Genomic DNA, 21,265 nt, shown 5'->3' on the forward strand with positions numbered 1-21,265 from the left:
TTAATCGCCCTGTACCTTCTGCTCGATCTCGTGGACGACATCCGGGTTGCGGAGCGTGCTCGTGTTCCCGAGTTCGTCGCCGTTGGCGATGTCTTCGAGTAGCCGTCGCATGATCTTACCCGAGCGCGTCTTCGGCAGTTCGTGGGTGAACACGACCGCCTCCGGCCGCGCGATCGGACCGATCGCGTCCTCGACGGCCTCGATGATCTCCTGACGGAACTCCTCGTTTTCTTCCTGGCCGTCTTCGGTGATCACGTAGGCGTAGACTGCCTCGCCTTTCATCTCGTGATCGCCGCCGACGACGGCCGCTTCCGCGACCCCTTCGACGCCGACGATTGCCGATTCGATCTCCATCGTGCCCAGTCGGTGGCCGGAGACGTTGATTACGTCGTCGACACGCCCGAGCACCGTGATGTAGCCGTCGTCGTCGATCTTCGCGCCGTCTTCGGGGAAGTAGACCCACTGGTCGCGGTCCGGAACCGAGTACTCGTCCCAGTACTCGTTGATGAACCGCTCGTCGTTCTTGTACAGCGTCCGCAGCATACCGGGCCACGGCTTGTTGACGACGAGGTGACCGGCCCGTCCGGCCTCGACCGGATCGCCGTTCGTGTCGACGATATCGGCGCTGACCCCCGGCAGCGGCGGTCCCGCCGAGCCGGGTTTCATCTTCTTGACGCCGGGCAGCGTCGTGATCATCATGCCGCCGGTCTCGGTCTGCCACCAAGTGTCGACGACCGGACACTCCTCGTTGCCGATGTACTTGTAGTACCACTTCCAGGCCCGCGGATTGATCGGTTCGCCGACGGTCCCCAGCAGGCGCAGGCTGGAGAGGTCGTGTTGCTCGGGGTACTTCTCACCCCACTTCATGAACGCCCGGATCGCCGTCGGGGCAGTGTAGAGCTGATTGACGTCGTAGTCGTCGACAATCTGCCACATGCGGTCCTTGTCGGGGTAGTCCGGCGTCCCCTCGTACATGACCGTCGTCGTTCCGAGCGCGAGCGGGCCGTAGACGATGTACGAGTGGCCGGTGATCCAGCCGATATCGGCCGAACACCAGTAGGTGTCCTCGGGTTTGATGTCGAGGACCGCGTGGCTGGTCCACGCGGCGTAGGAGAGATACCCCCCGGTGGTGTGTTTGACGCCTTTGGGTTTGCCGGTCGTTCCCGAGGTGTACATAAGGAACAGCATGTCCTCGGCGTCGCGGGTGACCGGTTCGACCTCGGCCCCGTCCTGTTCGTCGACGAGCGCGTCGTAGTCGAGTTCACTCCCCCGGTGATCGACCGTGCGCTCGTCGCCCAGTCGGTCGACGACGACCGTCGTCACGTCGTGGCCCACGTTGTCAAGTCCCTCGCGGGCTTTGTCGAGGTGGTCGAGCGCCTCCCCGCGGCGGTAGTAGCCGTCACAGGTAACGAGCGTCTCCGAGTCGGCCGATTCCATCCGCTCGGCCAGCGCGTCGGCGGAGAAGCCCGCGAAGACGACCGAGTGAGGCGCACCGATCCGGGCACACGCGAGCATCGCGATCGGTAGCTCCGGAATCATCGGCATGTACATCGTGACGACGTCGTCCTCGCCGACGCCCTGCTCGCGGAGCGCCGCCGCGAACTCGTTGACCTCGCGGTGGAGTTCGCTGTAGGTGTACGTCCGCGTCTCGTCGACCGGTTCACCGATCCACTCGATTGCGACCTCGTCGCCGCGGTCGTCGAGATGTCGGTCGAGACAGTTCTCCGACGCGTTCAGTTTGCCGTCGACGAACCACTCGTAGAACGGTTCGTTGCTGTCGTCCAGAACCTGGTTCCAGTCCTCTTCCCAATCGAGCAACTCCGCCGCACGCTCCCACGCGTCCGGCCAGTTCTCGTCGAACTCCTCGTAGATCCCCTCGTCCGTGACGTTCGCCTGTTCGACGAACGACTCCGGTGGCTCGAACTCCTCCTGTTCGGCGAGTCGAGCCTCCAGTTCCACATCTGGCTGGTCTGACATTGCAATTGAGACTGTACACAGAACCATAATAATGGGACAGGCTAACTATCATAATCGTGCACTTTTTTCAGCACGATAGTGGGGAAATGAAATCGCCGTGAGCGAGTCGTCACTCGTCGAGGATTTCGTCGAGGATGCTCTGTTGGGCGCGACGGAGGTGGTTGTGCAGCGTCGGTGAGGAGATATCCATCGATTCGGCGAGGTCCTCGGCGGTGCTCTCGCGCGGCCACTCGAAGTAGCCGGCGTGGTAGGCCGTTCGGATCACGTCCCGCTGTTTCTCCGTCAACTGTTCGTCGAGGAAATCACCGTGGGCGGGAGCAGTGCCGTTCGTCGTCGTCCGCTCCTGTTTGCTGCGGAGGTCGGCGCCGAACGTATCGTGGAGGGAGTCGTGAATCGCCCGCAGATCTGTTTCCGGCGCGAGTTCGCAGGTGAGCGTCGCCTGGCCGTCCGCTATCGTGAGGGCGGTGACTGTCCCGCCGCGGTCGGTGATCGTCAACAGCGGGGAGGCCCGCGAGAGCGCGAGTTCGAGGACACCGCCGGACTCGTCGCTTCGGACCAATCGCGCGCTGTCGATACCGTCGATATCGGTCGCCGCCTCCAGGGCCTGTTGTGCCGGTGTCTGTTCGAGGTGGACGAAACAGAGCAGTCCCGCGTCGGTCGGTACGGCGCCGTCCAGGGTCAGCGAGGAGGCAAGCGACTGCGAGAGGTCGACGAGGGCCGCCCTGTGGTCGTCGTACTGGAACGTGACTTCGAGGACGACCCCGCCGAGGAGCAACTGTTTGCGGTCGACTGCGGTCAGCGCGAATCCGACCTGGCGTCCGAGCATCTCCAGCGCGGTCCGTTCGGGGTCGTCGAAGGCGCTGCTGGACTCGGACTGGACGACGAGCACACCGTGTTCGGTGTCGCCGTGAGCGATGGGGACGGCGGCCAACAGCCCGGATTCCTCGTAGTCGGCCGCCGGTCCCGGGTCGTTCGGGGCGACGAACGAGCGTCCCGTCTGGAGGGTTCGTCTGGCGATTCCCGAATCCCCCGCACCCTCGAACCGCTCCGGTGACCCGCCCGCGTGTCTCCGGACGACGACCCGGTCGCGTTTCGGGTCCGCTTCGAGAATCCAGGCCGCGGCGTACTGGTCGGCGGTCAACTGCTGACAGACCTGCCGTTCGACCGCCGACCGCGAGTTCGCCGGCGCCAGCGAGTCGACGATGCGGTCGATGCTGTCGACGACCTCGGGAAGCCGCCTGTCGGGGGCTGATTCGTTGTCGAGACGCTCGAAGGCCGCGGTCACCTCGGCCGTCGAGGGGCGAGAGAGCGCGGAGAGCAGCGAATCGACGCCTTCCCATCCGCCGACCGCGGTCACGACTCGAACGTCGACGCCGTGGTCGACCAGCAGTCTGTGTGCGAAATACTGCCGGAGAGTCGCCGGCGTCACGTCTTCGAGTTCGGGGAGGTCCGTCTCGGCTCTCGCGCGCTCCGTGATCTCCGCCACGAGCATCTGCAGTCGCCGCTCGCTCACGTCGATCACGGGGTCGCCCGAGTCGATGTCGTTCGAGTTGACGTACTGCCAGAACTCGCGTGCGAGGTCGGTGAGAAGCGGGACTGTCCGCTCGCCGCCGTCGGCCTCTCGGACGGTCAGAAGATAGCGCGGTGTCGCGTCCTCGCCTCGGTCGGTCACATCTGCCGGCCTGATCCGCGTGATCTCGCCGGCCCGAACGCCCGCCTCTCCCGCCAGCCGGACGAGCAACTCCTCCCGGTGGGTCCGACACGAGCGGCGTAGCCGTTCGTATCCGCGCGCGGACAGTCGCGGGTTGTCCTCCCCATCCATTTCGGATCTATTCAACAGCCCGAAACTGAAAAAGTTGACTGACGGGAGTCGGGCCGAACGTGTTCCCGAAACTCCGCGAGGTGATCTCACAGACGGCGGCAGTGTTTCGCTTCTCTAAACATTACCGAAACGGAGCACGAGATAGTCAGTCACTCTGGGTGGCGGATTCGATCTCTCCGACGACTTCGGGATTTCGCAGCGCGCTCGTGTCACCGAGTTCGTTGCCGTGAGCGATATCGGACAGGAGCCGTCGCATGATCTTCCCGGAACTGGTCTTCGGAAGCTCCGGGGTGAAGACGATCCGATCCGGCCGGGCGAACGAGCCGATCTGTGTTTCCACGGCCTGATAGATCGCCTCCCGAAGCGCCAGTTCGTCGGCGGCGTCCGTGTCGGGGTTGGCGTAGGCGTAGATGCCCTGGTCCCGGCCGTCGTAGCCGCTGACAACTGCCGCCTCTGCGATGCCCTCGACGCCGACGATCACGGATTCGAGTTCCAGCGTCCCGTATCGCCGCCCCGAGACGTTAATCACGTCGTCGACGCGGCCGAGAATCGTGACGTACCCCTCGTCGTCGACGACAGCGCCGTCGCCGGTCATGTACGCCCACTCCGAGTCCGGGAGCACGCCGCTGGTCTCGGCCCACCGCGTCTCCTCGGAGAGTTCCCGGGGCATCCCGGGCCAGGGCGTCTCGATTGCGAGGTAGCCGCCGGTGTTCGGATCGACTTCCGCCCCGGTTTCGTCGACGACAGTCGCCTCGATGCCGGGGAGGGCCGGTCCCGCGGTGCCGGGTTGCATCTCGTCGACACCGGGGATGGTGGTGATCAGGTGGCCGCCGGTTTCGGTCTGCCACCAGGTGTCGACGACCGGGCACTCCCCGCCGCCGACGTGTTCGTACAGCCACTGCCAGACGTCCGGGTTGATCGGTTCGCCGACGGTCCCCAGCAGGCGCAGGCTGGAGAGGTCGTACTCCTCGGGATACTCCTCGCCCCACTTCATGAACGTGCGGATCGCCGTCGGCGAGGTGTAGAGGATGTCGACGGCGTGTTTCTCGATCAGTTCCCAGAGTTTCGTCCGCGGCGGCTGGTCAGCCTCGCCCTCCCGCAGCAGGACCGTCGTCCCCAGCGCGAGCGGGCCGTAGACGATGTACGAGTGGCCGGTGATCCAGCCGAGGTCCGCGGTGCAGAGGTAGGTGTCACTGGGCTCGATGTCCAGAACGGCGTGACTCGTCCAGGCGGTGTGTGCGAGATACCCACCCGTCGTGTGGGTCACGCGTTTCGGTTCGCCGGTCGTCCCCGACGTGTAAATCAAAAAGAGTTCGTCGGTCGCGTCTCGGGGGACGGGATCGACCGTCTCGCCGCGGTGGTCGGCAAGCAGCCGTCGGTACTGGTGTTCGTCCGCGCCGAGGGGGTACTGGTGGTTGTCGCCGAGGCGGTCGACGACGACCGTCGTCACGTCCTGATCGAGTCCGGCGCGGACCGTCTCCGCGCGGTTGGTCAGCGAGACGGCGTCACCGCGGCGGTAGTAACCGTCACTGACGACGAGATACGACGAGTTCGACTCCGCCATCCGCGTCGCCAGCGCCTCCGCCGAGAAACCGGCGTAGACGACAGCGTGGACGGCGCCGATCCGGGCACAGGCGAGCATCGTCACGAGGAGTTCGGGGATGACGGGCATATGCAGCGTCACCACGTCGCCCTCCTCGACGCCGAGTTCTCGAAGCCCGGCGGCGACGGCGTTCACCTTCCGGGAGAGTTCGAGGTACGTGTCGGTTCGAGTCTCGCCGAGTTGCCCCTCCCAGACCAGCGCGCGCTGGTTCTTGCGCTCGTCGAGATGGCGATCCAGACAGTTGACAGAGGCGTTTAGCTGGCCGTCTGGAAACCAGTCACAGGCTTCGGCGTCGAACACTGTCCGGTACGGACGGTCCCACGTAAGGAGATCACCGGCCATCTCCCACGCGTCGACGCCCTCCTCGGTGAACCGGCGTAGCTGTCCCGGGGTAACGTTCGCTTGCTCGGCGAACGACTCCGGGACTGCGACCCGATCCGCGGGCAACTCCTCGGTTTCGATCTCGAACTCCTCACCGCCAAGCATCTGTTCGTATGCGAAAACTACGGCTTCCCCTGTATAAGCGTTGGCACACATTTGAACTGTCTGATACTGGCTTCCGCGAGCCGCGGCGGTTTTGTCACCCGAGCACGAACTATCGGCCGATGATCACGCTGAGTTCGGACTTCGGCTCGCCGTATCCGGCCGCGATGAAAGGCGTCATCAGCCAGTGGACCGACGCTCGGCTGATCGACGTGAGCCACGACCTCCCGCGGCAGGACCTCCGCCAGAGCGCGTTCTGGCTGCGCGAGACGCTGCCGTATTTCCCGCCGGCGGTCCATCTCGCGGTGATCGACCCCGGCGTCGGGACCGACCGCGACGCCGTCGTGATCCGGGCCGGGGGACACGCGCTGGTCGGCCCCGACAACGGCGTCCTGCTGCCGGCCGCTCGGGCACTCGGCGGCGAGAGCGTCGAGATCTTCCGCGTCGAGACCCGCGACGAGACCGCCGAGGGGACCGACAGAACCCACTGGCCGCCGCGGCTCGCGAGTTCGACCTTTCACGGCCGGGACGTGTTCGCGCCGACCGCCGCGCGCGTCCACGAGATCGGGACCGACGGACTGGACGACGACGACGCGTTCACCAGACACGACGGGTACGAGTCGCTCCGGTTCCCGGAGCCGGTCGTCTCGGAGAGCGCAGCGACCGGCACGATTCTCGCGGTCGACGACTTCGGGAACGCCATCAGTAACGTCCCGGCGTCGTTCGTCGACGGCGCGTTCGGCGGCGCGATCCAGGTCAACGACGAGACCGCCCCGCTCGCGCGGTCGTACGCGCACGTCGAGGCCGGACAGCGACTGGTCACGGTCGGGAGCCACGGGAACCTCGAGTTGGCGGTCAACCAGGGGCGGGGAACCGACGCGTTCGGCCTGGACGCGGGCGATGATGTACATTTCGCGCTGGGGAGTCGGTCGTGAGTGAGTAGTTGCGTCGTACTTGCGAGAACCATAATGATTAATAGTCTACGTCGATTGGATACGGTTGCATGTACGAGATCATGTGCGAAAGTTGCGGTAAGATCGGCTTCCACCCCTCCCGCGTCGCGGCGGAGTCCCGAGCGGAGACTCACATCGACGACACGGGTCACGACTGCTCGATTGTGGAGATGGGCGACGTATAAGGTCTCGTTTTTCGTCTCAGGTACCGGAGTTCAGTTTCACGCCGGCCACAGCGTCGGCTGTACCGTCGACACTCACAGCCGACTCCGAGCACCGGCGACGACCAGCGGCAGCGTGATCGTCGCGTCGGCGTAGACGGAGACGTTTCGCGCCGACTTCTCCAGTTTCCCCCACGAGCGGGCCTCGTCCAGCGTCGCGCCGGAGAGGCCGCCCGTCTGTGGGGGATCCATCGTCAGTTGAACGGCGTAGTCGTACGCTCCGGGCACGACGAGCATCGTCTGCAGGACGTAGTTTTTCGGGACGCCGCCGCCGACGATCATCGCCCCCGCCTGGTCGGCCTCGTAGGCCACGTCGTTCAGCCCCGTCATGTCCGAGAGCGCGTCGAGCGAAAACTCGGAGGTCTGGCTGTACATCCACGCCTGGAGGCCGAGCACGGAGTCCTGCACCGCGGGGCAGTAGACCGGTACGTCGTGTTCGTAGGCCGCGGCGGCGATGCCGACCCCTTCCTCGATGTCCTCGCTGTCGTTGATCTCGCTGTTGGCCTTCCCGAGCTGTTCGGTGAAGCGCTGGATGCTGACGACGCCCTCCGACTCCAGAGGCGGGAACACCTCCTCGCGGAGGTGCTCCTCGAACAGCGCGAAGTGCTCCTGCGGGAGATAGACGTTGTAGATCCGGTCGACCCCCTCGTCGCGGAGCTGTTCGTCGTACTCCGTCGTATCGATCTGTGACTCCCCGAGTTCGCCGTGGTGGTGCTTGCCACCGATGGCCTCGATGGTGTCGTGGGTGAGGTTCGCGCCCGTCGTGACTAAAGCGTCGATGTGGCCGTCCCGGATCAGATCGGCCACGATCTGTCGCATCCCCGAGGGGACCATCGCGCCCGCCAGCCCGAACACGTTGGTCACGTCGCCGGAGAGCATCTCCGCGTAGATGTCGACGGCCTCGTTGATCTGGGCCGCGCCGATGCCGGCGTGGCCGTACTGGTCGATCAGTTCGTCGACGGTCATCGCCCCGTCGACGTCGGCGTGGCCGATCGGATCGTGCTCGAACTCCTCGCGCTCGGGGTGGTCGTCGGAATCGTCCTCGGTCATTGTCTATCTCTGTCGTGGCCGGAGGTTTCAACTGCTCGGTTGCGCCCCGACTGCCGCGGGCGAGCGTGCCGCTTCTGGCCTCGTAGCTTCGGATACCCCCGCGTCTGCGACACCGATAACCGAATCGAGGAGTCGAGAGCGGAGACGCCGGATCCGGCGTGGGAGCGTCGGCGTTACAGACCCGTCGGGTGGTCGATAAACGCCGTTTCGATATCCCAGTCGGCGACGAGATTCCGGAGCGCGCGGACCCCGAAGGTCTCCGTCGCGTAGTGGCCGCCGAGCACGACGTTGATCCCCGACTCCCTGGCTTCGTGGTAGACGTTCTGTTTGCCCTCACCGGTGAGCAACAGATCGGCACCGACATCGAGGGCCTCGTCCAGCCAGTCGACGCCGCTGCCGGTGACGACCGCCACGTCTCGGATCTCGCTGGGTCCGAATTCGAGCGCCCGTACCTCTTGATCGGCAGTGTCCAGTTCCGCCGAGAGCATCTCCGTGATCTCCGAGAGCGGTTTCGACTCCGAAAACCGCCCTCGCTGGCCGATGTACTCGCCGCCGTGGGTGCCGAACGGCTCCCGGTCGGAGAGGCCGAGCAGGTCCGCGATACCGGCGGCATTTCCCAGTTCCTGATGACCGTCCAGCGGGAGGTGTGCCGCGTACAGCGCGACGTCGTTGTCGATTGCGGCGCTGATGCGGTCGTACTGTCTGCCGGTGACGCGCTCGATGCCGCCCCACGAGATGCCGTGGTGGACGACCAGCACGTCCGCGTCTCGGTCGGCCGCGCGCTCGATCGTCTCGACGGCGCCGTCGACGGCGAACGCTGCCCGGTCGACCACTCGGTCGTCGGGGCCGATCTGGAGGCCGTTTGCGCTGGCGTCCGTGCCGGCGTACGCCTCGACGTCCAGCCGTTCGTTGAGGCGGTCAGCGAACTCCTGTGTGTCCATACTCGCCGGATCGGTCGGGAGCCACGTATGCGTTCGGTTACTCCACTGCGTCACGAACCACGTCGAACGCCCTCTCGTGTCGCGGACCACCGCAACGCTCGACGACATCCTCGAAGTACGCGATGCGCTCCCGCAGTCGCTCGCTGTCGTACCCCTCGACGCCGAGGCGGGACGCGGCGACGGTCGCCTCGACGACGGCCCCGTACGCCCGCGAGAACGTCGGGACCACCCGGGACTCGACGGCGGACCGCTCGGCCGGGAGCCGCCAGTCGACCCACTCCGTCCCGCCGTCAGAGCCGCTGTCGAGACGCTCGGGGCGTACCTGCACCCACCCCTTGGCGTCGTCAAGCACGGGACTGTCGATTTCTGTGACGGTCAGTGCGGCCTCCGCGAACCGCACCGGATCGGTCGTGAACTGGACGTACCCCTGGCCGCGCTCGCGGAAGTTTCGCCAGGTGCGAGTACGTCCCCACGTGCGTGCGGTCGGCGCTCCGCCCTCTTCGGGCGCGTGAACGCCGAGCGCGGCGACGTTCCAGCGGTCGTTCGGTCCGGGCGTCGTCACGAGCGTCTCGGTCACGCCGACGAGTTCGACCGGCCACGTACCCATGGTCACACCTCCAGACCCCGTTCCAGCGCCACGAAGAATCCGCCAGCGATGAGATCCGCCGTCGTCCCGGGATTGATCCCACGGTCGACGAACTCCGCGGCCAGATCCTCCGGGGTCTCCTCGCCGTCGAGGGCGGCCGCCGCCCGCCGTTTCACCTCGCGGGCCGTCTCGCGGTCGTGTTGCGTGACGACGAACGTATCGATCTCTTCGGCCAGCAGTTCGAGGAAGACCCTCGCCGCGCGGTCGGTGACGGGGCCGTCTCGGTCTCTGATCCGGCGCGCGGTCTCGAAGGTCCGCTCGAAGCCACCGACGAACTCCGCGGCTAGCCCGTCGATCTCAGCGCTGTCGGCCATCACGTCTTCGAGAGTGAGCCCCGCCTCCCGGAGCGCGGGTTCGGCCGCGGCGCCGCGGCGCACGTCCGGTGCCGCAAGCTCCTCCGGCGGTTCGTCGACGGCCACGCTCACGTGCTCGAAGGCGCGGTAGAAGCCGACGGCGTCGTCGACAGTCGTCTCGCTGACGACCTCACCCGCCGCCTCGGGAGTGACGGTTCGCGCCCCCGTCTCCGCCCGGGTTCGGGCCGCAGCGACGACCAGCGGCGTGAGCAGCAGGATCGCCCCGAACTGCGTGTTGCCGCCGGACTGGCGGCTCATCCCCGCGATTGCCCGCTCGAAGGCCGCTCCGACCGGCCCGCCCTCGGCCGCGCGTTCGAGGCCCTCGCGCGCCCCCACCGCGCCGGTCACGAAGTGCTCGAACCGGAGGTCCGCGTACTCGTGCTCGCGGTCGACGTTGCCCGGTTTCGGCGTGCTCGACACCTCGAGCAACAGCGCGAGTTGGGCGTTGTCGGCGATCGACCTCACGGCCGGAGTTCCACCTCCTCGAACCACGCCTCCGCGGCGTCACGAACCCGCCCGAGGACCCGCGGGTCGTCACTCGGTCGCCCGACACTGACCGCGTCGGCCCCGTAGGAGAGATACTCCTCGACGGATTCGCGCCCTCGCACCTCGTTGTTCGCGATGATCGTCGCCGAGGTCGCGTCTGCGAGGTCTGCAATGACTGGCTCGGAGTCCATCGCGTCGACGTGGAGGTACTCCGCGCCGGCCGCTTCGAGCGCCGGGGCGAGATCCGGCAGCGAGACGCCAGAAACCTCGGCCCGAACTTTGACGCTGACAGCCGCGCCGGTCTCGGCCGCCGTCCGGACCTGTTCCGTCAGTCGCTGTTCGTCCCGAAGCAGCGTCTCGCCCGCGCCGGCGGCACACATCTCCTCCTGGCGACAGTGGGCGTTGATCTCGACGATAGCCCCGTGGTCGGCGCAGACTGACGCGGCCCGGGCGAGCGGATCGAGAGCCGTCGTTCTGACGTTGAACCCCCCTCGCAACGGAGCCGCGTCGAGCGCGGCGAGTTGGTCGTCGACGAACGAGACGGGATCCGGCGGGAGAAACTCCGTCCGGTCCCGATCCACGAGGTCCCGAGCGGCCGCTCTGGTCGGTCCGTCGAGGGCGATCCCGCCGAGAAACGCCGCGCCGACGTACTCCGCACCGTGTTTGGCCCACTCGGCGTCCGCTTTGCCGCTCAGGCTGGCAAGCGCGACCGGCGGGTCGAACGCCGGCTGTCGGTCCGACTCGGCCATCACAGCACCTCCGCGAGGGCCTGATCGACCGCGCGGGCGACCCGCGCGGCGTCGTCGTCGGTCTCCATCTCTGTGTCGGTCCGGACGACCGGACGGTCGAGTTCCGTCCCGTCGGCGCTGTCGAGTACGAACGCGTCGACGAACGGATACGCCTCCGCGACGCCCGCCGTCGAGGGCTCGTACCCTTCGGCGGCCATCAGCTCCGCCGCCGGGCCGGAGAAGACCTGGTCCTCGACGAACGGAGAGACCGCGACGACGGTCGTCTCGGCCAGCGCCGTGTGGATCTCCTCGATTGCCGCGAGCGGCCCGATGCTCGTGATGGGGTTCGACGGCCCGATCACGACCGGATCGGTCAGCGCGTCGACGACGGCGTCCGTCACTGAGGCGTCCGCCGCGCCGCGGAACTCGACGGATTCGATCGTCGGTTCGCCGTCGCGGGCGACCCAGAACTCCTGGAAGTGCATCATCCCCTCGGGCGTGTGGATCAGCGTCGCCACCGGGTCGTCACTCATCGGGAGCACTCGCCAGGGCACGTCGAAGGCATCGGCCAACGTCTCCGTCACCTCCGTCAGCGTGTGACCCTCGTCGAGCAGGCTCGACCGCGTGAGATGGACCGCGCGGTCCCGGTCCCCGATGTACATGAACTCCGCGACGGCGGAGAACCGCCGCCACCGGGCGATCCGCCGGCCGGCGGTCTGTGCCTCGCTGTCGAGATACCGCGGCCCGGAGTCGAAGCCGGCGGTCTCGGCTATCTCCTGCAGGTGCTCGTGTGTCTCGGCGCTGTCGCCGTCGATGCCCCACCACGTCTCCCGGTCGAGTTCGTCCCCGCCGAGAAAGAGCACGGTGTCGAGATCCGGACAGACGAGAAAGCCGCCGAGCTCGACGTCGTCGCCGGTGTTGGCGACGACGGTCGTCCCGGACGGCTCGAACACCTCGTCCGCCCCGGCGAGCAGTTTCGGCGTCCCGGTGCCGCCGGAGAGAAACGTAACCATACCCGTGGTTGGTCCCTCCAGTTGAGAAAGCTTTCGAGCATCGGCCGCCTCGGGTCGACAGAACATTTAGTGAGTCTCGGTACCAAACACCACTATGTACGGCCAACTCTGGCTGCTCATCGCGCTCGCAGCCGGATTCGTCGGGCTCGGACTCGGACTGTACGTCCTCCGGAACATCCTCCGAGAGGCAATCGAACGCCAGACAGCTGACGAGCCGACACCGGCCGAGCCAGAGCGGGAGGGACACCCGGAACCAGAGCGTCCGGCACAGGACGAGAGAGCGGGGAGACGCACCTGTCCGAACTGCCAGACGGTCAACGAGCCCGGCTTCAGATACTGCAGCGAGTGTGCGAGCAGGCTCTAGATCGGGTTCTCGTCCTCGTCGAGGACTTCGATCTCGACATCCTCGCGGTCGACGCCGAGGCGGACGAACTGCGTTCTGAGATGTTCCTTGGCGGCCGAAAGCGCCTCCTCGCGGTCCTCGAACCCCCGGGGCATCGGCGACTCGAAGGCGACCTGTAGCTCCCGACCGTCGATTGTCTGCGTGCTCCCGCCGCTTTCGACCTCGTAGAACTCGTCACAGATCCAGACGTAGGGGGCGTCCGTGTCCGGCGAGCCGCTGTACTCCGGGGCGGACTCGCCCTCCTCGAATATCGTCCCCGTCAGCGCGCTGTCGCCGGCCCAACCGCGGACAAGTAACATAGCTGGCGGTAGGCTGTCGCGGGCAAAAAGTCGTCCGTTCGGCTCGGAGCTTACAGCAGGTCCTCGGCTTCGAGGCGGTCGATGGCTTCCTGTAGGCGTTCCTTGCTGTTGGCGTAGGAGATGCGGGCGTAGCCGGGCGTGCCGAAGGCGCTGCCCGGAACGGTGGCGACGTGTGCGTCACTGATCGCGGCGTCACACCAGGCCTGATCGTCGTCGTCGACGGGCAGCATCATGTAGAAGGCGCCTTTCGGCTCGGAGACCTCGACCCCGCGGGACTCGAACTCCTCGACGAGGAAGTCCCGACGTTCCTCGAATGCCTCGCACATCTCCTCGACCGCTTCGTCGGTGTTCTCCAGGGCCTCGATACCGGCGTGCTGGACGAAGTTCGTCGCACAGGAGACCGAGTGGCCGTGGACCTTCCCTGCCTGATCGACGACCGATTCGGGGGCGGCGAAATAGCCCAGCCGCCAGCCGGTCATCGCGTAGGCCTTCGAGAAGCCGTTCAGCGTGAGCGTCCGGTCTTCCATCCCGTCGAGGGCGCCGAGGCTCGTCACCTCGACGTCGTCGTAGGTGATCTCCTTGTAGATCTCGTCCGAGATCACGAGAAAGTCGTGCTCGACGGCCAGATCCCGGACGCCTTCGAGAGCGGCGTCGGAGTAGACCGCACCGTGGGGGTTGCCCGGCGAGTTGACGACGAGCAGATCGGTCTCGTCGGAGACCGTCTCCGCGAGATCGTCGAGCGCCGGTTCGAGCTGGAAGTCGTGTGCGGCGGTGTCGACGCGTTCGAGATCCGCGCCGGCGATTTTCGCCATCGCCTCGTAGGAGACCCACGCCGGATCCAGCAGGACGACCTCGTCGCCCTCCTGGGTCAGCGTCTGGAACAGCTCGAACAGCGCCTGCTTGCCGCCGGGCGTGACCATGATGTTCTCGGGGCCGTACTGGTCGAGCCCGTCGGCGGCGAGTTTGTCGGCGATCGCGTCTTTCAGCCCGGGGATCCCCGAGGAGGGGGTGTAGCCGGTCTCGCCCGCCTCCAGGGCCTTCTCGGCGGCGTCTTTGATGTTCTGCGGGGTGTCGAAGTCGGGCTCGCCGACACTCAGATCGACGACGTCGACGCCGTCGGCTTCGAGTTCGGCGGCCTTGTTGCTGATAGCGAGCGTTGCGCTCGGCGATACACGTTCGACGCGGTCTGTGAAGTCGTACTCAGTCATTGTTGAGTTCGGAAGCGAGATCGATTGCGCTCTCGACGGCGGTCGCGCCGTAGTCGATGCGGGCGACGGCCTCGTCTTGGCTCATCCCCGGACCGGTGATGCCCAGCGTAACGGGCGTATCGCGGTCGAGGCTGACGTCAGTCAAGCCCTGTGCGGCGGCGTCGGCGATCACCCGATCGTGATCGGTGTCGCCGGTGATGATCGCGCCGACGACTGCCACGGCGTCGATATCGTCCCGGCGCGCCAGCCGATCCGCCGCCAGCGGCGTGTCGTACGAGCCCGGCACGTCGATGGTCTCGACGATCTCCGCGCCGTGCTCGGCCGCGGCCTCGCGGGCTCGCTCTGCCATCTCCTCCGTGATCGGTCGATCTTTGTTGAACTGCGCGACCACCAGCCCGAGGCGTACCATGTTCCAAAACCGGGTGTGTGCCCTAAAAGAACTACCGTTTCCGGGCTCAGAACACCGACTGTTCGCGGTCCAGCCAGCTGACGATCACGACGTGAGGCAGCGTCAACACCGCGATCAACACGAGATACAGCGCCACCAGCCCGGAGAGATCACCCGGCTCCCGGGGAACGAGCAGGTACAGCAGGCCGAGAAAGACGAGCGCGCCCGCGGTCATCGGCGCGGCGTCGCGGGCGAACTGCCGGGCGACCGGAGCGATGTCGGCCCGGTCCAGCGCCGTCGTCGAGCGGTCGTGTAGCATGACGGTCCTGATGATGTGCCGCAGCGAGTGCCAGAAACAGAAGTAGACGCCCACCGCCAGGATCGGCGGGACGACCAGGAAAAACACCGACAGCAGCACCATCTCGCCGGCGTCGACGAGCCACGGCTGTCGCTGTCCGGCCCGAACGTAGCCCAGTAGGATCGTCACGACCACCGCGGTGCCGTAGACTACGCCGACGGCGGTCCGGGGGCCGGGCTCGAACAGCGGCGCGAGCGCCGCGGCCGCGCCGGGATCGAACAGGCCGATGAGCGATGTCGCGACGAACTCGTACTGGTCGGGAAAGGCCACGAGCGGGACGGCCATCGGCGCGCCGCCGCGTACCAGCACGGTCAGCGCTTGTTGGCTCGGCGCGCGCAGATACGTCGCCCCGACGATGTTCAAAAGCGGGTAGAGTTCGCCCTGTCCCCAGTGAAACCACGTCATGAGGATGAAGAAGACGAACGCGGCGACCGGCCAGCGAAACCAGACCAGCCCGTAGGCGACGCCGAAGACGGCGTAGATCCCGGCGACGAGCGCCAGCCACCGAACGGTGAGTCCCTCCCCGCGCTGGCGGGCGATCACGAGGTGGTCGACAGCCCCGTGGGGCAGGCCGAGCAGGACGGCACTGACCACCAGCGGCGCGTACTGGTAGGACAGCGGGATCTCGCCGACGGCGACGGCGACGACGGCAGCGGCGACGAGCGCCAGCCACCCCGGCCTGATCGAGTACGCCGCGGCCACCCGTCTGGCACGCACGCTCGGGACGCGTGTCGTCATCTGTCGGCCCCCGTCGGATCGGTCGGTTCGCGGCTCATCAGCCGTCGAGATCCGTCGTCGGCTGGCGGTTCGTGAGCGCGAGCTTCCACTCCTTCAGTTCGCCCCGGTCGACGCGGTCGAGCAGCCACATGTACATCAGCAGTGTCTGGACGGCGAAGATGCTCGTCATAGTGAAGAAAGCGCCCTCCTCGATCGGCAGCCCCAGCACGGTGATCCCCGTCGTGTGAGCGTCCGAGAGGATCCAGATCCCCCACTCGATCGCGAGCCGGTCGATGGTACAGAGATACAGCGTGGGGACGGTGATGCCGACGAGAAGCGTCTTCCTGACCCGCCAGAGATACGGCCAACCGAAGCCCCAGTGGATCGAGAGGATCGGTCCGGACCAGAACAGGATCGCGCCCAGGTAGTACAGCGACTGGACGCCGAGCATGGCGTAGCCGACGGCGCTGACGACCAACCCGGCGGCCACCCCCAGCCCGCGTTGCCAGATCGGAATGCGGACGAGCGACACGTCCGCGACCGTCGGGAACTGGAACAGCCACAGACAGACCACGATGGGCTGGAAGACGAAAAACAGGTACTCGCCGATCGGTGCCTGCCAGATGTACCCGTTGGTCGCCCCGTCGCCGTACCACCAGACGCCCTCCGCGATCAGGAGGTTGTCCCACGGAATCGTGTACACGAGCGCGAGAAAGAGCAGGATAGCCAGGCCGCTCAGCGGCCGCGGCCCTGACCACGTGTCCGTGCGGGCGTACGCGAGCGCCCCGAGCAGTAGCATCGGTGGGAGCACGAAAAGCAGGTGAAACTCTAAGTACGTGAGTGTTGACATATGTGCGATCACCCGAGCTGTGGGCCGGACTGTCTGTCTGCGGCCGGGGCCCGTGGAGCCGTCTTCCGGCTCATTACGTTCTCATTGAATGCTTGGACGGGATAGATAAAAACACTGCCAGCATACGTGTCAGGTACCGGAGGCGGTCACTCCGTCTCGAAGAACTCCTCGAGGAGTTTCCGCTGTGCCGCGCGGAGATGCTGGTGGTAGGTCTGTCGCGAGATATCCATCGAAGCGGCGAGTTCCTCGCCGGAGACCGGGCGAGGAAACTCGAAGTAATCGCTGAGATAGGCGGTCTCCAGAGCGGTGTACTGTCGGTCGGTCAGCCGGTCCGCGACCGCGGCGACGAACTCCGCGGTCGGTCGGGGGTCGCGCTCGCGTTCGTGCTGTCGGACCAGGTTCACTCCGTCGTAGACCGATTCCAGCTCCGAGAGCACCGAGCGCACGTCCCCTTCGACCGGGAGATCGATATGCAGTTGTGCGGTGTTCGAGCTCGCGGACACCGACAGGTCACGGAGGGTCGCCCCGTACTCGGCGAGTTCCCGGAAGACGCCGCCCTCGCGGATCTCGACCGAGGCGGCGAGCGTCTCCTCGCGCTGGGCGATCACGAACCCATCGGTGATCGTCTCGCACTGGGCGAGAATCTCCTCGAACTCGGCTTCACAGCCGGACATCGTGACGAAGACCCGGAGGACGCTGTCGTCGGACAGCGTCGACCCGTTGTAGCTGACAGAGCCCTCGGAGACCTGTGCCAACTCGATCAGCGGGAACGAGTCGTCGGTGATCTCGAAGCCCAGCTCCGTCACCCGGTCCGCGGTGAGCACCTGCTTGGTCTCGACGGCGTTGATGCCGCTCGCGATCATCTGTCCGAGCGCCTCGAAGATCTTGCACTCTCGGCGGTCGAGAACGTCCGAGCGATCCGCGTAGACCGCGAGCACGCCGTACGTGGCCCGGCGGTAGGTCAGCGGAACGACCGCCATCGAGCTCGCGTCGTAGTTCGACGGGGCGAGCGAGGCGGGCAGATCCCCGTCGCCGGAGACGACCTGGACGGTTCCCTGTTCGATCGCCTCCTCGAAGATGGCCGCGGACCACTCGCCGACCGCCTCCATCTCGACCGCCCCGTTTCGTCCCGTCTCGTCGACCGAGACGGTCGTTCCGGCGCCGGTCGCCCGCGACTGGCCGATCCAGGCGTGGCTGTAGCCGTCGGTCTGTGCGATCTCCGCGCACACCTCGCGTTCGATCTCCGCGCGGGTGCCGGAGTTGACCAGAATCTGGCTCGTCTCGTTGACGAGTCCGCTGATCCGGCCGAGGACCCGCTCTAGGGCCTGTCGCTCCTCGCGCAGCGAGTCGGCCCGCTGTGTCGCCACCGCCTCGGCCTCCTTCCGGTCGGTCACGTCGTTCTGGAAGCCGACGTAGTGGGTCAGGTTACCGTCGTCATCGAACAGCGGCGCAATCGTGACGTGGTTCCAGAACGGCGTCCCGTCCTCGCGGTAGTTGACGACCTCCACGTCGACTGACTCCCGGTCCTCGATCGCCTCGCGCATCTCCGCGACCGCTTCCTCCTCGGTGTCCGGCCCCTGGAGAAACCGGCAGTTGCGCCCGAGCGCCAGTTCGGCGTCGTAGCCGGTCAGTTCCTCGTAGGCCTCGTTGATGTAGACCATCGGGTTGTCCGGCAGCGACGGATCGGAGATGGTTATCCCGATCGGCGCTTCGTCGACCGCTCGAATGATCGTCTCCGTCGTCGGCGTCGGGAGATCGTCGCTTTTCGCCCCGGTGATGTCCGCGATGGTGAGTTCGGACACCGTCTCGGCCAGTCGCGACGCCGTCGGAGGCTCGTCTTTCGGGATGTACGACGACACGCCCGCATCGATCGCCTCACTGGCGACGTGTTCGTCGCCGTGGGCCGTGTACAGAACGACCGGCAACGTCTCGTAGCTCTCCCTGATCTCGGCAAGCAGTTCGAGACCGGAGCCGTCTGGGAGCTGATACTCCGTCACGACGATGTCGACCCTGTTGTTCCGCAGGTTCACCAGCGCGTCAGAGACAGACTCGACAGCCGTGACTCGGCACTCCCGGTCCCTGAGTGCCGACACTGTCTCGTCGACGGGTCCGTCGTCGACGAGCAAGACTCGTGCTCGTACCACACACATAACCGGAGGAGCGTACATATATAATTTTGTGGACGGTCCCAACAATCAGGTAACGAGGCACCGACGCGCCCGCGCCGACGCTACGAAAAACAGGGAGAGTTAGTCGTCAGCGGGAACGCCGTCGCCGGTGATACCGTACTCCTCACCCGCGCTGATCGTCTCGACGTTGTTGAGGACGTACCGAATCACCAGAAGCGAGAAGCCGTACTTGGCGACGATATCGAACGCGCTGTATCCCCAGGAGGTGATCCCGACGTTCTCGATGAGGGCAAGCCCCTCGTTGCCGATGGCCCACCAGACAGTGTAGCCGAACCACAGGACGACCGTCAGGATCTTCAGCGTGTTGAAGATGTCCTCGGTCCCGGCGCGTTTGGCGTCTTCCGGCCACTCCACCAGTAGAATGTAGACGACCACGAGGAAGAAGGTACAGCTAATTCCGTACCACGCCCACCGCATGAGATACGAGGAAGTCGTCAGTGCGGCCGCGAGACCGGTGATCATGATCCCGACATCGAAGATGATCGCCGTGACGATTTTCGTCAGGTTCGAGCCCGCGATCAGCCCGAGCGCGAGCAGGATGAACGGCGTCGAGAACGCCCACGTCAGATACCGTCCCCACAGGCTGATCGTCCCGTCGTACGTTCCGCCGCCGCCCGCCAGGTCCGTCGTCGCACCGGCGAGGGCGTGCCCGCTCGGCATCTCGACGACGCCGATCGTCAGGCCGGAGGCCAGCCCCGTGTAACTCGCGACCGACACCGCCGAGACGGCCATCGTCGAGACGACGATGAGTTTCGCCCGAGGGTCGGTCAGCCCGCGTGCGAGAAACGCAAACAGGAGCAGCGACAGCCCCGCGAGTGCGATGTTGACGTAGATCGAACTCCCCAGAAGCGGGTCGTTCAGGACGTGTTCGAACAGTTCGGCCTGTGTCGGCCCCTCCGCCGCGTTCAGTACAACTGCCGTGAGTGTGCCTGCGCCAGTCATATCCAGTTATCTTTTCGGCCGAGTCAGGCAAGAAAGCAAGTGCATACTAGTCAGGGAAACGGGCGAGCGAAATCGGCCACTGTTTTAGTAATTCCCGGAAGTTCTGGACAATGCGAAAACTCGCCGGGAGCTTCGCGTAACTTGTTCGATAATAATCAGAACAAGTACTGAACGTCATTTTCGCGACGAGGCGCTCGACGCGAGTTCCGGCCGTAGCGAGGCGACAGCGTGACGCTCGAACAGCACGGCGAGGCGAGTGGGCAAGCCATTTGTGAGTCGGGGGGGATTGTTGCGATATGCGCGTTGTGATCATCGGTGCAGGGGAGGTGGGGACCTCGATCGCCGCGAATCTCTCTAGCGACCACGATGTCGTCGTGATCGAAGAGGACGAGACCCGCGCCGAACAGCTCAAATTCGAGCTCGATGTGCTCGCGATTGCCGGCGACGGAACCTCGCTGGAAACCCAGGAAGACGCCGGGGTCGACGGGGCAGACATGTTCATCGCCTGCACTGACGACGACCGGACGAATCTCGTCGCCTGTGGCACGGCGAAGACGCTCGGAGAGCCGTTCACCATCGCTCGGGTCAAATCGATCGAGTACCTCCGCACCTGGGAGCGCAAACACGGTGCCTTCGGGGCGGATCACGTCGTCTGCTCCGATCTGCTGACGGCGGAGAACATCGTCCGCGTGATCGGGTTGCCGACGGCGATCGATCTCGATCTGTTCGTCGGCGGCCTCGTCCACATGGCGGAGTTCGAGGTCGTCGAGGGGAGTCCCGTCGCCGGCCAGACCGTCGCCGAGGCCGACCGATTCGATTCGCTCACCTTCGCGGGACTGTTCTGCGGGGACGATCTCGTCATCCCGGACGGTGAGACCGTGATCGAGACCGGTAACCGCGCGGTCGTGATCGGGAGTCCGGAGAGTGTCAGAGCCTTCGGGACGGATATCGCCCCGGACGACACGACCAGACAGACCAACGATGTCGTGATCGCCGGCGGGACGGAAATCGGCTACCACACCGCGCGGCTGCTCGAAGAGCAATCGACGAAGCCACGGCTGATCGAAGCCGATGAGGGCCGGGCGCGGGAACTCGCCGAAGAGCTTCCCAACAGCGTCGTCATGCAACACGACGCGACGGACACTGACTTTCTCGCTCGCGAGCACGTCGACGAGTCAGACGTGATGATCGCCGCGATGAACTCCGACGAGCGCAACCTGTTAGTCGCCGTGCTCGCGAAGCGACTCGGCGTCAAGCGTGTCATCGCCGTCGTCGACAACACGGAGTACGTGACGCTGTTCGAGGAGGTCGGCATCGACGTGGCGATCAACCCCCGGGACGTTACCGCGGAGGACATCACCCGGTTCAGTTTCGAGAACGTCGCCGAGAACCTGGCGGTGTTGGAGAACGACCAGGCGGAGGTGCTCGAACTACAGATCGACGCCGACAGCGCGCTGGCCGGCAAGACGATCAGGGAACTCGACGCGGAACTCGACGGCCGGTTCGTCGTCGGTGCGATCACCCGCGAAGGCTCGTTGATCACGCCGCGAGGGGACACCGAAATCCGGGCCGGCGACAAGGTCGTCATCTTCGTCGAAAGCGAGTTCGCCGACGAGCTAATGGCTGCTGCGTAAC

20 protein-coding genes are annotated in these 21,265 nt (G+C 66.0%); 4 read left to right on the forward strand and 16 right to left on the reverse strand.

The annotated features are described in order from the left end of the window. From acs to GRX03_RS05585, 3 genes are all read right to left on the reverse strand, one after another. Positions 1-1,977, reverse strand: a complete 1,977-nt coding sequence (gene acs, locus GRX03_RS05575) for an acetate--CoA ligase (RefSeq protein WP_159763229.1) — start codon at positions 1,975-1,977, stop codon at positions 1-3. Positions 1,978-2,086: 109 nt separating this feature from the next. After that, the gene (locus tag GRX03_RS05580; protein ID WP_159763230.1) at positions 2,087-3,799 is read right to left on the reverse strand and encodes a bacterio-opsin activator domain-containing protein; all 1,713 of its coding nucleotides are present in this window, start codon (positions 3,797-3,799) and stop codon (positions 2,087-2,089) included. Positions 3,800-3,944: 145 nt separating this feature from the next. Beyond that, the gene (locus GRX03_RS05585) at positions 3,945-5,888 is read right to left on the reverse strand and encodes an acetate--CoA ligase (RefSeq protein WP_159763231.1); all 1,944 of its coding nucleotides are present in this window, start codon (positions 5,886-5,888) and stop codon (positions 3,945-3,947) included. A gap of 119 nt (positions 5,889-6,007) precedes the next feature. On the opposite strand from GRX03_RS05585, the gene GRX03_RS05590 reads away from it, so the two are divergent. Together GRX03_RS05590 and GRX03_RS16880 are read left to right on the forward strand one after the other, a co-directional pair. Then, the gene (locus GRX03_RS05590; RefSeq protein ID WP_159763232.1) at positions 6,008-6,820 is read left to right on the forward strand and encodes an SAM hydrolase/SAM-dependent halogenase family protein; all 813 of its coding nucleotides are present in this window, start codon (positions 6,008-6,010) and stop codon (positions 6,818-6,820) included. A 68-nt stretch (positions 6,821-6,888) separates the two neighbouring features. Further along, positions 6,889-7,023, forward strand: a complete 135-nt coding sequence (locus GRX03_RS16880) for a hypothetical protein (RefSeq protein WP_267902766.1) — start codon at positions 6,889-6,891, stop codon at positions 7,021-7,023. A 72-nt stretch (positions 7,024-7,095) separates the two neighbouring features. On the opposite strand, the gene GRX03_RS05595 is transcribed toward GRX03_RS16880, so the two are convergent. From GRX03_RS05595 to cofD, 6 genes are all read right to left on the reverse strand, one after another. Continuing rightward, the gene (locus GRX03_RS05595; protein ID WP_159763233.1) at positions 7,096-8,109 is read right to left on the reverse strand and encodes a deoxyhypusine synthase; all 1,014 of its coding nucleotides are present in this window, start codon (positions 8,107-8,109) and stop codon (positions 7,096-7,098) included. A gap of 173 nt (positions 8,110-8,282) precedes the next feature. Beyond that, positions 8,283-9,050 (reverse strand): Nif3-like dinuclear metal center hexameric protein, encoded by a 768-nt coding sequence (locus tag GRX03_RS05600; protein ID WP_159763234.1) that lies wholly within the window; start codon positions 9,048-9,050, stop codon positions 8,283-8,285. Positions 9,051-9,087: 37 nt separating this feature from the next. Continuing rightward, entirely contained in the window at positions 9,088-9,657 is a 570-nt protein-coding gene (locus tag GRX03_RS05605) for a DUF447 domain-containing protein (RefSeq protein ID WP_159763235.1), read from the reverse strand. A 2-nt stretch (positions 9,658-9,659) separates the two neighbouring features. After that, positions 9,660-10,514: a triphosphoribosyl-dephospho-CoA synthase gene (locus GRX03_RS05610; RefSeq protein WP_368278073.1), complete on the reverse strand. Its 855-nt coding sequence runs from the start codon at positions 10,512-10,514 to the stop codon at positions 9,660-9,662. Beyond that, a complete protein-coding gene (locus tag GRX03_RS05615) occupies positions 10,511-11,284 on the reverse strand; it encodes a tRNA-dihydrouridine synthase (protein WP_159763236.1) in 774 nt (257 codons plus the stop codon). Before GRX03_RS05615 ends, GRX03_RS05610 begins: the two co-directional genes overlap by 4 nt. Then, positions 11,284-12,276: a 2-phospho-L-lactate transferase gene (cofD, locus tag GRX03_RS05620; protein ID WP_159763237.1), complete on the reverse strand. Its 993-nt coding sequence runs from the start codon at positions 12,274-12,276 to the stop codon at positions 11,284-11,286. Before cofD ends, GRX03_RS05615 begins: the two co-directional genes overlap by 1 nt. 94 nt (positions 12,277-12,370) lie before the next feature. Between cofD and GRX03_RS05625 the strand changes: the two genes are divergently transcribed. Then, complete coding sequence (locus tag GRX03_RS05625) at positions 12,371-12,640, forward strand: DUF7577 domain-containing protein (RefSeq protein ID WP_159763238.1); 270 nt, start codon at positions 12,371-12,373, stop codon at positions 12,638-12,640. Here the strand turns inward: GRX03_RS05625 and GRX03_RS05630 are convergent. The 7 genes from GRX03_RS05630 to GRX03_RS05660 all read right to left on the reverse strand — a co-directional run bounded on the left by GRX03_RS05630 (position 12,637) and on the right by GRX03_RS05660 (position 19,630). Next, a complete protein-coding gene (locus tag GRX03_RS05630; protein WP_159763239.1) occupies positions 12,637-12,978 on the reverse strand; it encodes a DUF7113 family protein in 342 nt (113 codons plus the stop codon). The two genes, GRX03_RS05625 and GRX03_RS05630, sit on opposite strands and share 4 nt — an antisense overlap. Before the next feature lie 50 nt (positions 12,979-13,028). Next, on the reverse strand, positions 13,029-14,186 hold the full coding sequence (locus GRX03_RS05635) for a pyridoxal phosphate-dependent aminotransferase (RefSeq protein WP_159763240.1): 1,158 nt from the start codon (positions 14,184-14,186) through the stop codon (positions 13,029-13,031). Further along, the gene (ribH, locus tag GRX03_RS05640) at positions 14,179-14,595 is read right to left on the reverse strand and encodes a 6,7-dimethyl-8-ribityllumazine synthase (protein ID WP_159763241.1); all 417 of its coding nucleotides are present in this window, start codon (positions 14,593-14,595) and stop codon (positions 14,179-14,181) included. Before ribH ends, GRX03_RS05635 begins: the two co-directional genes overlap by 8 nt. A 46-nt stretch (positions 14,596-14,641) precedes the next feature. Then, positions 14,642-15,670: a Brp/Blh family beta-carotene 15,15'-dioxygenase gene (locus GRX03_RS05645; protein ID WP_159763242.1), complete on the reverse strand. Its 1,029-nt coding sequence runs from the start codon at positions 15,668-15,670 to the stop codon at positions 14,642-14,644. 37 nt (positions 15,671-15,707) lie between these two features. Then, positions 15,708-16,499: a lycopene cyclase domain-containing protein gene (locus GRX03_RS05650; RefSeq protein ID WP_159763243.1), complete on the reverse strand. Its 792-nt coding sequence runs from the start codon at positions 16,497-16,499 to the stop codon at positions 15,708-15,710. Between the two features lie 146 nt (positions 16,500-16,645). After that, complete coding sequence (locus tag GRX03_RS05655; RefSeq protein ID WP_159763244.1) at positions 16,646-18,643, reverse strand: bacterio-opsin activator domain-containing protein; 1,998 nt, start codon at positions 18,641-18,643, stop codon at positions 16,646-16,648. Between the two features lie 105 nt (positions 18,644-18,748). Beyond that, entirely contained in the window at positions 18,749-19,630 is an 882-nt protein-coding gene (locus GRX03_RS05660) for a bacteriorhodopsin (protein WP_159763245.1), read from the reverse strand. Positions 19,631-19,926: 296 nt separating this feature from the next. Between GRX03_RS05660 and trkA the strand changes: the two genes are divergently transcribed. After that, on the forward strand, positions 19,927-21,264 hold the full coding sequence (gene trkA, locus GRX03_RS05665; protein ID WP_159763246.1) for a Trk system potassium transporter TrkA: 1,338 nt from the start codon (positions 19,927-19,929) through the stop codon (positions 21,262-21,264). Position 21,265: the final 1 nt, after the last annotated feature.

It is taken from the genome of Halovenus carboxidivorans (genome assembly GCF_009831575.1).
Taxonomy (GTDB): Archaea; Halobacteriota; Halobacteria; order Halobacteriales; family Haloarculaceae; genus Halovenus; species Halovenus carboxidivorans.